The sequence below is a fragment of the Atlantibacter sp. MEI4A-1023 genome (assembly GCF_056155425.1).
Window position 1 is genome coordinate 4292854 of sequence record NZ_CM149568.1, and the last position, 13870, is coordinate 4306723.

Annotated in this window: 11 protein-coding genes and 1 pseudogene; 5 read left to right on the plus strand and 7 right to left on the minus strand. The window is 51.4% G+C overall.

Annotated features, from left to right (window positions below; translation table 11 throughout):
- Positions 1 to 161 precede the first annotated feature (161 nt).
- From ACVV26_RS20400 to ACVV26_RS20410, 3 genes are all read left to right on the plus strand, one after another.
- The gene (locus ACVV26_RS20400; protein WP_474799074.1) at positions 162 to 1493 is read left to right on the plus strand and encodes an SLC5/6 family protein; all 1332 of its coding nucleotides are present in this window, start codon (positions 162 to 164) and stop codon (positions 1491 to 1493) included.
- A 26-nt stretch (positions 1494 to 1519) separates the two neighbouring features.
- Entirely contained in the window at positions 1520 to 2830 is a 1311-nt protein-coding gene (locus ACVV26_RS20405; protein ID WP_474799075.1) for an L-cysteine desulfidase family protein, read from the plus strand.
- 133 nt (positions 2831 to 2963) lie between these two features.
- On the plus strand, positions 2964 to 3857 hold the full coding sequence (locus ACVV26_RS20410; RefSeq protein WP_312982144.1) for a LysR family transcriptional regulator: 894 nt from the start codon (positions 2964 to 2966) through the stop codon (positions 3855 to 3857).
- A 3-nt stretch (positions 3858 to 3860) separates the two neighbouring features.
- Here the strand turns inward: ACVV26_RS20410 and ACVV26_RS20415 are convergent, their stop codons facing one another.
- From ACVV26_RS20415 to soxR, 4 genes are all read right to left on the minus strand, one after another.
- Complete coding sequence (locus ACVV26_RS20415) at positions 3861 to 5507, minus strand: Na+/H+ antiporter (RefSeq protein WP_474799076.1); 1647 nt, start codon at positions 5505 to 5507, stop codon at positions 3861 to 3863.
- 142 nt (positions 5508 to 5649) lie between these two features.
- Positions 5650 to 6996 (minus strand): NCS2 family permease, encoded by a 1347-nt coding sequence (locus tag ACVV26_RS20420; RefSeq protein ID WP_312982141.1) that lies wholly within the window; start codon positions 6994 to 6996, stop codon positions 5650 to 5652.
- A 342-nt stretch (positions 6997 to 7338) separates the two neighbouring features.
- Positions 7339 to 8007, minus strand: a complete 669-nt coding sequence (locus tag ACVV26_RS20425) for a glutathione S-transferase family protein (protein ID WP_474799077.1) — start codon at positions 8005 to 8007, stop codon at positions 7339 to 7341.
- 266 nt (positions 8008 to 8273) lie between these two features.
- On the minus strand, positions 8274 to 8738 hold the full coding sequence (soxR, locus tag ACVV26_RS20430; protein ID WP_474799078.1) for a redox-sensitive transcriptional activator SoxR: 465 nt from the start codon (positions 8736 to 8738) through the stop codon (positions 8274 to 8276).
- A gap of 83 nt (positions 8739 to 8821) precedes the next feature.
- Between soxR and soxS the strand changes: the two are divergent.
- Positions 8822 to 9139: pseudogene (gene soxS, locus ACVV26_RS20435) on the plus strand (superoxide response transcriptional regulator SoxS); the annotation flags it as partial.
- Here soxS and ACVV26_RS20440 read toward each other — a convergent pair.
- Together ACVV26_RS20440 and ACVV26_RS20445 are read right to left on the minus strand one after the other, a co-directional pair.
- Positions 9136 to 10740, minus strand: coding sequence for an EAL domain-containing protein (locus ACVV26_RS20440; protein WP_474799079.1), 1605 nt, complete (start codon positions 10738 to 10740; stop codon positions 9136 to 9138). The pseudogene soxS and the gene ACVV26_RS20440 overlap by 4 nt on opposite strands.
- Before the next feature lie 288 nt (positions 10741 to 11028).
- Complete coding sequence (locus tag ACVV26_RS20445) at positions 11029 to 12426, minus strand: GGDEF domain-containing protein (protein WP_474799080.1); 1398 nt, start codon at positions 12424 to 12426, stop codon at positions 11029 to 11031.
- A gap of 578 nt (positions 12427 to 13004) precedes the next feature.
- On the opposite strand from ACVV26_RS20445, the gene ACVV26_RS20450 reads away from it, so the two are divergent.
- Positions 13005 to 13283, plus strand: a complete 279-nt coding sequence (locus ACVV26_RS20450; RefSeq protein ID WP_312982134.1) for a YjcB family protein — start codon at positions 13005 to 13007, stop codon at positions 13281 to 13283.
- 32 nt (positions 13284 to 13315) lie between these two features.
- On the opposite strand, the gene ACVV26_RS20455 is transcribed toward ACVV26_RS20450, so the two are convergent.
- Positions 13316 to 13660, minus strand: coding sequence for a hypothetical protein (locus tag ACVV26_RS20455; protein WP_474799082.1), 345 nt, complete (start codon positions 13658 to 13660; stop codon positions 13316 to 13318).
- Positions 13661 to 13870: the final 210 nt, after the last annotated feature.

A 13870-nucleotide genomic window follows, 5' to 3' on the forward strand; every position in this document is an offset into this window, starting at 1 on the left:
TGGCTTAGGCTAATATCCGAATCAGTTTGCAAAGTTTTTCTCTGACGCCGCGCGTATTATTTCCTCATTCTAATGACTCGCCTGCAAATTACGTATCGCATATCGCCTCGATGCGGCACGAACAATAAAAAAACCCTACTTACCTGGTGAGCGAGTTCTTTATGGAAACGGCAACGAATAATAGCGTAATACGCGGAATTACGAGCCCTGCGGCTCGGGCAGGAATGACCGAACGTGAATGGAAAGAAGCCATTAAATTCGACAGCACGGATACCGGCTGGGTCATTATGAGTATTGGCATGGCAATTGGTGCGGGCATTGTTTTTCTTCCGGTCCAGGTGGGATTAATGGGCCTGTGGGTCTTTTTACTCTCTTCTATTATTGGCTATCCGGCCATGTATTTATTTCAGCGGCTGTTTATTAATACCCTTGCTGAATCCCCGGAATGTAAAGATTACCCCAGCGTTATCAGCGGATATCTGGGCAAGAACTGGGGAATATTATTAGGTGCACTGTATTTTGTGATGCTCGTCATCTGGATGTTCGTTTATTCCACGGCAATTACTAACGACAGCGCGTCTTATCTGCACACCTTCGGCGTCACCGACGGGTTACTGTCAGACAGCCCGTTCTATGGGCTGGTGCTGATTTGTATTCTGGTGGCTATTTCATCGCGCGGCGAGAAACTGTTGTTTAAGATCTCTACCGGTATGGTGCTAACCAAACTCCTGGTGGTGGCTGCGCTGGGTATTTCCATGGTCGGTATGTGGCATTTATATAATATTGGCGCGTTACCGCCCGTCGCGCTGCTGATTAAAAATGCGATTATTACTCTCCCTTTTACGCTGACCTCTATTCTGTTTATTCAAACACTCAGCCCGATGGTAATTTCCTATCGTTCACGCGAGAAGTCCATTGAGGTCGCGCGTCATAAAGCGTTACGCGCGATGAATATTGCGTTTGGCATTCTGTTTGTCACCGTCTTTTTCTATGCCGTGTCGTTCACGCTGGCGATGGGCCATGACGAAGCGGTGAAAGCGTATGAGCAAAATATCTCCGCCCTGGCGATTGCCGCCCAGTTCATTAACGGCGCGGGTTCGGGCTGGGTCAAAGGGGTCAGCGTGATCCTGAATATCTTTGCGGTGATGACGGCATTCTTTGGCGTCTATCTGGGCTTTCGTGAAGCGACCCAGGGAATTGTGATGAATATTCTGCGTCGCAAAATGCCTGCGGAACGTATCAACGAAGATTTGGTTCAACGCGGCATCATGCTGTTCGCCATTTTACTGGCATGGAGCGCAATCGTACTGAATGCACCGGTGCTGAGTTTCACCTCTATTTGTAGCCCCATCTTCGGTATGGTGGGCTGCCTGATCCCCGCCTGGCTGGTCTACAAAGTGCCTGCGCTGCATAAATATAAAGGGGTGTCGTTGTATTTAATTATCGTTACAGGCCTGCTGCTTTGCGTTTCTCCGTTCCTGGCTTTCTCCTGATTACGTGTAATTTTAAGGTTGTTGTTATGTCTGAAATTTTATTAAAACCGTTATGGCAAAGCTTTATCCAGATCGTGCAGGAAGAAGTCAAACCTGCGCTGGGTTGTACGGAACCGATCTCTCTGGCCTTAGCGGCCGCAGCCGCGGCAGCCCATCTCGACGGAACGGTTGAGCGCATCGAGGCCTGGGTTTCCCCTAACCTGATGAAAAACGGTATGGGTGTGACCGTTCCCGGCACCGGTATGGTTGGGCTGCCTGTCGCGGCGGCGCTCGGCGCGCTCGGCGGTGACGGCAATGCGGGCCTTGAAGTGCTTAAAGGCGCATCGGTACAGGCGATTAACGCGGCGAAAGCGATGTTGAACGCCGGTAACGTAGCGGTGCGATTGCAGGAGCCGTGCGATGACATTCTCTTTGCCCGCGCCAAAGTCTTCAACGGCGATGCGTGGGCCTGCGTGACGATAGTGGGCGGGCATACCCACATTGTGCGCATCGAAACCCATCAGGGAATTGTCTTTTCGCAGGACAATACCGCGCAGGATGAAGAATGCGCGTCTCCGCTGGCGGTGTTAGCAAACACATCGCTGAAAGAAATACTGGCGTTCGTTAACGGTGCGCCGTTTGAGTCGATACGTTTTATTCTTGATGCGGCAACGTTGAACGGCGCGTTATCTCAGGAAGGGTTGCGCACTGTCTGGGGATTACACATTGGCGCGACGCTGGAAAAACAATGCGCGCGCGGCCTGTTGGCAAACGATCTTTCAACCGCGATTGTGATTCGTACCAGTGCGGCATCGGATGCAAGAATGGGCGGCGCGACGCTACCGGCGATGAGTAATTCGGGATCAGGCAATCAGGGCATTACCGCCACCGTCCCCGTCATGGTGGTGGCTGAATATTTTGGTGCGGATGATGAGCGTTTAGCGCGTGCGCTGATGCTCTCACATCTCAGCGCCATCTATATTCACCACCAGTTGCCTCGCTTATCGGCGTTATGCGCCGCCACGACGGCGGCCATGGGCGCAGCGGCAGGCATGGCATGGCTGGCGGAGGGGAGTTATGACACCATCGCCATGGCTATCAGCAGTATGATTGGCGATGTGAGCGGAATGATTTGCGATGGCGCATCTAACAGTTGTGCCATGAAGGTATCCACAAGCGCAGCAGCCGCCTGGAAAGCCGTGCTGATGGCGCTGGATAATACGGCGGTGACAGGCAACGAAGGTATTGTGGCGCAGGACGTTGAGCAATCCATCTCAAATCTCTGCGCGCTGGCCTGCCATTCCATGCAGCAAACCGACAAGCAAATTATTGAAATTATGGCGCATAAAGCGCATTAACTCCCTGCAAGCCCCACTGTCACAGGCGGGGCTTTTTCCTCTCTTTTTCTTGCGCCAGCGCTTGATACCCCTCCCATTAACCCTGTTATAAATAGAGTAAACTTAAGAAAATTACCCAAAGGCCGGATCTCCTATGGATATCAAAACGCTGCGTTATTTTGTCGAAGTGGTGAGACAGCAAAGCTTTACCCGCGCGGCGCAGAATCTGTATGTTACCCAGCCGACCATCAGCAAAATGCTGCGCAATCTGGAAGATGAGCTGAGCTGTACGTTGCTGATCCGCGACGGACGCAAGCTGCTGCTGACCGATACCGGCAAAGTCGTCTATGAACGTGGGATCGCCATTCTCGCGGAATTTCGCCAGCTTGAGGCCGAGCTCAGCGACATCCATCACCTTGATAAAGGCACGTTGCGCCTCGGTATCCCGCCTATGGTTGGGATGCTAATGGCCGGGCCGATCGGCTTATACCGCCAACGCTTTCCCGGCGTGGAACTGAAGATTTCCGAATTCGGCAGCCTGACCGTGCAACAGGCGGTGATGAACGGCGAACTGGATTTAGCCATGACCGCACTGCCGGTTGAAGAGGAACACCACTTCGCCACGCTTCCGTTGTTCAGCCATCCGCTGTGTGTGCTCGCTCCCCGCTCCGGCACGTGGGTAAAACGGGATTTTGTCGAGCCGAAAGAACTGTCCGGTCACCCCTTGTTGATCTACAACGAAGACTTTTCGTTAAGCCGCCAGCTCATGCAATTGTTCGCCACGCTCGGCATGAATCCGCATATTGCAGTACGCAGTGGCCAGTGGGATTTTTTGGCGGCAATGGTGCAGGCGGGCGTCGGGATTGCAATTTTACCGGAGCCCATTTGCCGCAAGCTGGATAGCACGATTTTAACCTGGCTGCCGCTGCGCAGCCCATTGCGTTGGGAGTTAGGGATGATTTGGCGTGACGGGGTTTATCTTTCCCACAGCGCTCAGGCCTGGCTGAAATGCTGCAAAGAGTACTGGCCAGCCGCAACTGGCCAGTAGGGTTTAATGCTTCTCGATAAGCAGGGCTTCCAGCAGATCGAGATCGTGCAGCAGTTTTTGCAGCGTATCGTTACTGATCTGCCGCGTGGCGCGCAAATGATACAGTTCCGCGCGTTCTGAACGCAGCGCGGCAAGGCGGAACCGACGTTCCAGATTCTCTTCCAGCGCGCTGTTTTCCGCATCGCTCCGCCCATCTGCCCGGCGGCGTAAATTACCAATCACCCGCGCGCTTACCTCTTTCAGCAGTTGGGTATCGATGTTTTCATTCACGTCGGCCGCCATGCGCTCCTCTTTTTTCTGGATAGTGACGATCGCGACTTCCGCCGTCACCGAACGCGCCAGACGCTCCTCTTCCCGCGCTTTCGCCTGGTCGGTCACTTCCACATGCTGGAGCAGAATGGGCAGCATGATCACGCCGACGAACAGAGAAATCAGGATCACCCCCGCCGCCAGGAAAATCAGCTCATAACGCGCCGGGAACGGTGTGCCGTCTGCAAGCAATAACGGGATAGAGAGCACACCCGCCAGCGTGATGGCACCGCGCACGCCCGCGAAAGCGGCAATCAGCAGATCGCGGGTTTTCCATGCGCCAAACTCCATCGGCTTCTTCTTCAGGAAGCGGCGGCTAAAGTGCTTCATCACCCACAGCCAGGCAAAGCGCACCAGAATTAGCGCGGCGTAGATGATGAAGATATCAAGGAACAGCATCCACAGTTCAACGTTCGGATCGGCCTCAGCGGCGGTCAGCGAGGTCTCCAGAATACCGGGCATTTGCAGGCCCAACATCAGGAACACCATGCCGTTAAACACAAACTCCAGCATCGACCAGACGCTGTTGGCGCGCAGGCGCATCGCCAGCGGCGCGCGGCGCATCACCCCGGAACGAGTGATGGTCATCCCGGCGGCCACGGCGGCCAGAATGCCTGAGACGCCAATGTGTTCGGCAATCAGGTAAGAGGCAAACGGCAGCAGGAACAGCAGCACGATCTGCGTGGCAGGCTCATCGCCGCCCCAGCGGCTCAGCCAGCGCAGCGAGCGGCCATACAGCCAGGCGACGGCGATACCGGCCAGCAAGCCGCCTACCGCCACTTTCATAAACTCTACCGTTGCGCCACCTACGGTGAATACCATGGTGCCCATCGCTACCGCGACGGCAAACTTCAGGGCCACCAGGCCAGATGCGTCGTTCATCAACGCCTCGCCCTGCAAAATGCCCATGATTTTTTTCGGTATCCGCCCTTCGCCGACGATGCCGGACAGCGCCACTGCATCGGTTGGGGAAAGCACGGCCGCCAGCGCAAAAGCGGGTATCAGCGGGATGCCAGGCACCATCCAGTAAATCAGGAAACCGATACCGACAACGGTGACCAGCACCAGCGCCAGCGCCAGGCCAATAATCTCCCTGCCGTGATCGAGGAACTCGCGGGTCGGCGTTTTCCAGCCGTCGGCAAACAGCAGCGGCGGGATAAACAGCACCAGAAACAGTTCTGGATTAAAGTCCACATGCAAACCAAACGTCGGCCAGGCGAGCAATGCGCCGATGGCGATTTGCATTAACGGGAGGGGAACCTGGAAGGGAAGTACCCGGGTAACGACCCCGGAGAGCGAGACCACAAGGGTCATGATAAGAATGGTAAAGAAGATTTCCATGCTGTCCTTGAATGCGATGATGCCTGTCGAAAAAAGAGACTCCTCAGATAATAGAACATCGACACCAATAAAAAGGAAACAGGATGTGCCTTAAAAACAAAAAACGGGCCGAATTAGGCCCGTTCGTCAGAATGCATGAGGGTTAAATCGCCCAGCCGCCCGCGTAGAACGCCACCAGTGCGATAGCGATAATCACAGTGCCAACGTTAAGCTTGCGCCATTCGCCGGACACCAGACGACCAATCACCAGCGATGCAAAGCCAATCATGATGCCGGTTACGATGTTACAGGTCAGCACGATAAACACGGCGGTGATCAGGCCAGACATCGCGTCGACGAAATCGGCGAAATCGATTTTCGCCACGTTGCTCAGCATCAGCAGGCCGACATACATCAGCGCAGGCGCTGTCGCATAGGCAGGCACCAGGTAGGAGAGCGGAGACAGGAACAGGATCAGCAGAAACAGTACGCCGACGGTGATCGCCGTCAGGCCGGTTTTACCGCCTGCTGCCGTACCCGCTGCGGATTCGATATACACCGCCGCAGGCGCTGCGCCCACCAGGCCGGAGAACACGCTGCTCAGGGAATCGGTGGTCAGCGCTTTGCCGCCGTCGATAATCTGCCCGTCTTTATCCAGCAGGTTTGCCTGCCCGGCCACCGCGCGGATCGTCCCGGTGGCATCGAATACTGCGGTCATCACCAGCGCCAGTACGCTTGGGATCACTACCGGGTTTAGCGCGCCCATGATGTCCAGGCTACCGATCAGCGAGTTGCCGTTTTCATCGCTCAGCGACGGCATGGCGAACAGACCAGAGAACTTCACGCTCGGGTCGAAAATCAGGCCGACGATAGAAACGCCGATAATAGTCAGCAAAATGCCGCCCGGCACTTTCAGTTTTTCAAGGCCAATAATCACCGCCAGGCCAATCAACGACATAATAACCGGGAAGCTGGCGAAGTGGCCCAGCGCGACCGGCAAGCCGTCCAGTGGGTTTTTAATCACCAGGCCCACACCGTTCGCGGCAATCAGCAGCAGGAACAGGCCGATACCGATGCCGGTGCCATGTGCAATGCCTTGCGGCAGGTTGCGTAAAATCCAGCTACGAATGCCGGTGGCGGAAATAATGGTAAACAACACGCCCATCAGGAATACCGCGCCTAAGGCGACCGGTACGCTAATTTGCTGGCCCAGCACCAGGCTGAACGCGGTAAAAGCGGTTAACGAGATGGCGCAACCGATCGCCAGCGGCAGGTTTGCCCACAGGCCCATCAGTAAGGAGCCGAGACCGGCAACAAGACAGGTAGCAACAAAAACGGCGGCCGGCGGAAAACCCGCTTTGCCCAGCATGCCCGGAACCACGATGACGGAATAGACCATGGCCAAAAAGGTGGTGAGGCCTGCAACGATTTCCTGGCGGACGGTACTGCCACGAGCAGAAACCTTAAACCAGGCATCAAGCGAGCCGGTACGCGCAGATGGCGTAGACATAGAAACTTCCCCTGAGAATATGTGTAGTTCGTTCTTAATGCGTGGTGGACAACCCGCTGCCAGTTAAACGTCAGATCCCTGTGCTCAATGAGTGACAAATGGGCGGGGTCACAATAAGCAAACGTTTAACTCCGCGCATAGAAAACGGTGCGTAAAGTTAAGGCAAACGATTATCCAGCCTTATGACGGGGTTTTTCAACTTAACTTTGCCGCTTTTAGCCAAAAATTCATCCAGGTGATGATTTCTTCACCGACATATGCGCAAACGTTATCGTCGATGCGCAAAGCCATAACAAAATCCGCTCAACATCACGGGATGTTGTTATGGCCGTGAAGGCGGAATTAGCCGCCGGGAAGGGAAAATGGTCCACCTTTAGTGATGGCGCGCTGCCAGGCTGGACGTTGTTCGAAACGCTGCTTCCAGCGTTCAAGATTAGGCAAGTGATCAATCCCGCCTCTGGTCAACAACGCAATGGCGGGAAAACTCATCTGGATATCCGCCATGCTAAAGCGATCCCCGGCAAACCATTCGCGGCCATTAAGTGATTGCTCGATAAATTGCGCGTGGGTGGCGAGTTGCTTATTCAGGTATCCCTTCTGCACCCCCTGCCCTAACAATTTCCCTACAGTGCGAAAACCAAACGGCACTGGCGGTTTGCCGAGGCTGCTGAATACCAGTTTCATCATCAGCAACGGCATCAACGAGCCTTCTGCATAATGCAGCCAGAAGCGGTAATCGATTTTCCCCTGCGCATCGGCAGGCTTGAGTTGCCCTTGCGTATCGTAGGTTTCCTGGAGGTACTCCAGGATCGCGCCGGATTCCGCCAGCACAACCCCTTCATCTTCCAGCACCGGCGATTTACCCAGCGGATGCACTTTCTTAAGCGCAGGCGGTGCCATCATCGTGGGTTCGCGTTGATAGCGAACAATCTGGTAGGGCACATTAAGCTCCTCCAGCGCGCACAGGATGCGCTGCGATCGGGAGTTATTCAGGTGATGCACGGTCAGCATGGCAATTTCTCATCGCAAGTTGGTTAAATTAACTATAGAAAAGTGCGGCAAGTTGTCGCAAAAGTTAGTGCAAAAAATCGCCAGAACGGCTGGAAGAAACAGGGACCAGGGATATACTGAAATTATCGGTGCAAGCCGGAACCTCCTGAGAGACTACGATTGAGGGGCGCCGAAGTCGGGGGAAACCCTCCCGTGAGAAAGCGGGATACTGATAAAGACAAAGACCGGAACCAAACTAAAGCGCCGCAGTTGGCGCTTTAGTTTTTTTAGTGCTCGCCGTCTTCCAGTAACCGCGCGCCTGTCCCTTCCTTGCCCAACCGATCCTCCGGGTTACGCAACGGGCAATCGCTACGCGACAGACAACCGCAGCCGATACAGCCATCCAGTTCGTCCCGCAATGACGTTAATGTCTGGATCCGTCGATCAAGTTCTTCCCGCCAACGCGACGAAAGCTGTTGCCACTCTTTCGGGCTGATTGAATGCCCTTCAGGCAGGACGCTTAAAGCCTGATTGATGGTGGTAAGCGGAATACCGATACGCTGGGCAATTTTTATGATTGCCACATAACGCAGCACATCGCGCTTATAGCGCCGCTGATTGCCCGCATTGCGCGTGCTTTTGATAAGCCCCTTGCTCTCATAAAAATGCAGCGCAGAAACCGCGACGCCAGTGCGTTTTGCCACTTCGCCGGGCGTCAGAAAGGGTTTAATGCGCGGTTTTTTCTTCTCCATAACGCTTTACCTCAAGTTAACTTGAGGAATTATACTCGCCGCCAATGAGAACGACTATCGATAACTAACGATGAGGGGCGCTTATGTCACATCCGGAAATTATCAGCACGCTGATTGAATGGATCGATGATCATATTGACCAACCGCTGAATATCGACGTGGTGGCGAAAAAATCAGGTTATTCAAAGTGGTACCTACAGCGGATGTTTCGCACCGTGATGCGGCAGTCGCTCGGGGAGTATATTCGCCAGCGCCGGTTATCGATGGCGGCAGAAGCGCTGCGTAATACGCGGCGGCCCATATTTGATATCGCCATGGATCATGGCTACGTTTCACAGCAGACATTTTCACGCGTGTTCCGGCGGGAATACGATATTACGCCCACCGACTATCGCCTTCAGACCAGAGTCGCCGGGTTAGCCTCGCGTAATAATGCTTTAACCTCAGGCTCATACACCCAGCTAATGAGTTCATGAGAAGACATCGCCTTAGCGAAATACCACCCCTGACAGAACTGCACGTTACGCTTTAACAGCCAGCTAATTTGCTCAGGGGTCTCCACCCCTTCAGCAATAATCTTCAGGCGCAGGCTCTGCGCCATTTCAATAATATGCTCAACGATTAAATGACTGGTGCTGTTGGTGGTCAGCGTATCGATAAAGGTTTTATCGATTTTCAACATATCGACGTTCAGTGAGTACAGGTTATGAAGATTGGAATAGCCAGTACCAAAATCGTCGATGGCGATTTCAAATCCTGAACGACGGAACGCCTGTACGACCGGTGCAGTTTTCGTCACATCGATGACGCCACGCTCGGTAACTTCTATTTTTATTTGCTGCGCTTTCACACCGAATTGCCGGTTTTTTTGTTCAATCAGGGCAATAAGCCGCGCAGAATGGAAATCTGACGCGGAGAGGTTAATGGAAATATAAAGTTCAGGATGCGCGGCCAGAAACGTCCCGAGATCCTGATACAGCTCTTCAATAACGTAATCGGTGACCCGGGCGATAAGCCCCTCTTTTTCCGCCAGCGGAATAAACTCAACCGGGCTCATCACCGGGCCGTTAAAGCCCGGCCAACGTAATAACGCTTCGGCACCGACGCAAGTCCCGTTTTTGATATCCACAATCGGCTGATAATGGAGGCAAAGCTGACGCTTTTGCAGCGCGCGCTGTAGCCTCCGGGCAGGCGAATTAAACTGCTGGCGGGTTCGCGACCACATCAGTAGGATAATAACGCTACAGATTAGCCCCAGCGGTAATGTCAGGGTAATCTGGTGAAACCACTCCTGGAATATACGCTGTGAACTGGTCGAGACAAGAATCGCAATCGGGCGCACGCTGGATTTAGCAATTGCGTAATAGCGATCGTCCACCTGGAAATTCATGTCGCTATTGCGGATCAGTTGTTCGAATAATTTCGGATCGGCTTGCTGGCTCAGCGAAAAAAATTTATTTGTCACGGTATCAAACAGACCAAACTGTAAATGGCTGTCCGTGGACATCACTTCACTATAGGAAAGCGGATTGACTACCGCTACATAATTTCCTTTACGCATATAAACCATTTTATGACCGGAATAAAATGGCGTATCACGATAATAATAAATGGCTATATTTGTGCTGCGCGTATAATTAGCAGCATCCATGATCCAATGTTGTTTCATGGTCATTGCCGTTGAGCATTGAAATTCATCATCATTGGCAAAAATTAAATCGGCAACATAAAGATGGCCGCGCACAATATTTAGCATATTCGCCCGGTGATCCGGGCTGCATATTAAACCTGGCCATGAGACAGCTTCTTCGCGAGCGGAATCAACGTCTTTGATTACAATTTCGGTTTTGTCGAGCGCTAATTGAGCAAACGCGTGAAGATGTTCACGGGTATCGCTTATTGCGCGAAGATGGGCTAACCACAGGGCAAGCACGACAGGAAGCAGCACCACGAGTGTAATGCCTGCCAGTCGTAACGCGTCTTTTCGTGCCCTGAAATTCATCGTGATCTCATATCCCTGCTGTTTGTGCCTGCTTGGTTATGAATAGACACTCTGCAAACAGGCGTTACGTTGCATGAATAACGGAACATTAGCAACAGGATTTTATTATCACAGAATATAATTTCTATATCCGTTAAGGTTATTCACAGATTTTACCCAAAAAAAAGCGTCAATTTATCTTAAGTGCGTTATTTTTGCTGTTTCCCGGTAACCTTAATTACATCAAATTAAGATTTTTATAATTAAATGACCTAAATTTTCTATGGATACCGGGTACAGGCAAACGCGTTAACACATTTTCCCCGGTTGGGCGCAAACGGTACGGCTTCTTCCGGTGTGTTTGGCCTGATAAAGCGCTTTGTCTGCCTCAGTAAGTACGTGCGAAAGAGGCAACTCCCCACTTGTTACGGCAATCGCCCCGGCGCTGAAGGATAACACGACGGGCTCTTCATTAATCAGTAATGGCGATGAAATCAACCGTTCACGCAACTGCATGGTAAAGTCCACTGCATCATCACAATCAGCATTCTTAAGTATTACCAAAAATTCTTCGCCGCCTAAACGACCAACATAAAACTCAGGAAACCGGCACGCTCGAATACAGTCACAAAAATGCAATAGCGCTTTATCACCTGCGGCATGTCCCCATGAGTCATTAATGCGCTTAAAATAATCTAAGTCGATCATTAAAACAGCAAACTGCGTCTCCGGACTGGTATCCAGTTCGCTTTCCAGCTTCTTTAAAATTTCTGAACGATTCAGACACTGTGTTAAATCATCGATGGTCGCTTTTAAGGTGAGTATTCGCTCTGCCTGCTTTCGCGCGGTAATATCGAGACCAATATTAAGCACGCTATTATCTGGCAATAAAATATTAGCCCACAGCGTGGTTAACATTGAACCGTCTCGCCTCAGGGGGTGCCATTCTTTCATGGCCGTCAGCGGGCTGGTATTTACCGATTCCCGCACTTCACTGCGAATAGCCGGATCAGGATAAAATAGCGCGAGCGGATCTTCTGCCTGGTTAATTTCATCGATCGTCCAGCCAAACACTCTTTCACATTCACCGTTCCAGAGAGTGCATCGGCCATTGCGATCGAATGAATTCATTAATACCGGGGCGCGCTCAAAAAGTATCTTATATTGCTCGGAAATATGCTGTAATTCATGAAAAGCGAATTCCCGGGCGGATTGCTCGAGCAAATAATCCCGCAGCTTGTCTGCCAGAATAGTCACGCCATGTTTGAGAATAGTAATGGACGGCAAGGTGTGCTGATAGGCCAAAAAAAGCCAGGCGGTTGAACCGTAATCCCGCAGGGATAATTTGCATAAAATACCGGTTTGCAACTCTCTGAGATGCGCTTCCTCATCTGGATAAAATAGCTCCCCTACGCTGTGCGGCCAGGAAAGAATACGCCAGGCGTAAGGATGGTCGATGATTCGCGGGTGCATCAGAACCTGGCATGCCTGGGCATAACAATCGCTGCCCTCGCCAGAGTGGTTAACCTGAAGTTCGCCGTCACGCTCAACGGCAATCCAGGTGACGGAGCTGCCCAGAGCATGTTGGATATCTCCAACGATATCCGACAGAGAACGATGCGGTAACAGCTGGGGAATAACCTGAGTCAGGATTCGTAATACTTGAGCACCATCCCCTAAGAGATTGTGTTTTTGTGCAGTATTCATTTTTTATCATTTTCACATGTTGTTGAAAATAAAAATAATAAACACTTACCTGCAATGAATAATTCAATTCAGCGAAGCGCAAATAACGAATTTAAGCGGCTAAAGCAAATGTACACCGATGCGTAAATTAATAATGACATCACTTACTAACGCTCTTTAAATCATAGAGTTGAATTATTTATTACACGTAAAGGCAATGTGATGTTCCAGCATAATGCAGGACCAGAGTTATGTAAATATTAACCAAATGTTATTTAACATAGCTCTGTTCACTATTTCAGCCACTGGCCAGGAAATAAATACGACAAAAGGATGAGTTTTTAACAATTTTAATTACCGAATGGAATAACGCTCCGTTTAATCCAGACGTAATTCCACAAAAATACAAAGGATATAATTGCTTAAAAATTTCGCGCTTCGATGTGGCTAATAAAAGAACAAATGTGATATAGTTCACATATCAGATGCAACTACAGCATTTGCGTTCATTGTTAGTAACCCCACGCTTGCCAGCCACCCTCCTGGAGTATTGCCTCCTGCGCTGACAAGTGTTGCCTTTATATAAAGGAATCAGTGACATGGCTACCCTGACTACTGGCATTGTTATGATGCGCTGGCAAATTATCAGCGCAGTGATGATGTTTCTTGCCAGCACCCTGAATATTCAATTTCGTAAATCTGATTATGCAGTGCTGGCGGTAATCAGCAGCGGAATAGGCATTGCAGCATCCTGCGCCTTTGCGACGGGACTGCTGGGCTTGTCTATCGATTTTGCGGCGACATGGACTCACGTCAAGGATGTGATGTGGGATGTGCTTAGCAAGACGCCGCCTGAGTGGCCGATGATCCTGACCTGATTTTCTGGCCTCTGCTCTGCAGAGGCTTTTTTTTACATGCAGCCTGCGCAACTGGTGCAGCGCCAGTCCTGCTTGTTGACCGCTTTCCAAAAGCCCCGATAATTCTCTTCGTCCAGCGGTATAGTGTTATCAAAAAAGCAGTCGGTTAACCATTCAACATTTTCGATTATCCATTCATCTTCTGGCAATCCATCGGCGAAGGTTTCATCCTCCGGGTCAATAATAGAATAGATCCCCCGGGTGCCCATATCTTTCTCCCGCCGGGCTTCAGGAAGTTCTACTGGCCGGCCTTCAAACGTAATGATCCAGTGCCCATGACAAAGCAAATTGCCGCGGCGGCTCCAGTCTGCGTTAAAAGGATTACTTACAACAGTCATCCGATCTCCCTGTCATATTAAATATTTTTTCCGGCTTTATTTAACACCCGCTGGAAATTATTTATTGACGGGATTATTACCTAATATAAAGCCACTTATTTTGTAGGGGCTAGTTTCGCATTAGATGTATAAGGCGAAAATCCTAACAAAGAGGTAGAGGTAACCGGCAGGAGAGTAGCAGTCGCCCATTAATCCTGGTGAGGATACCAG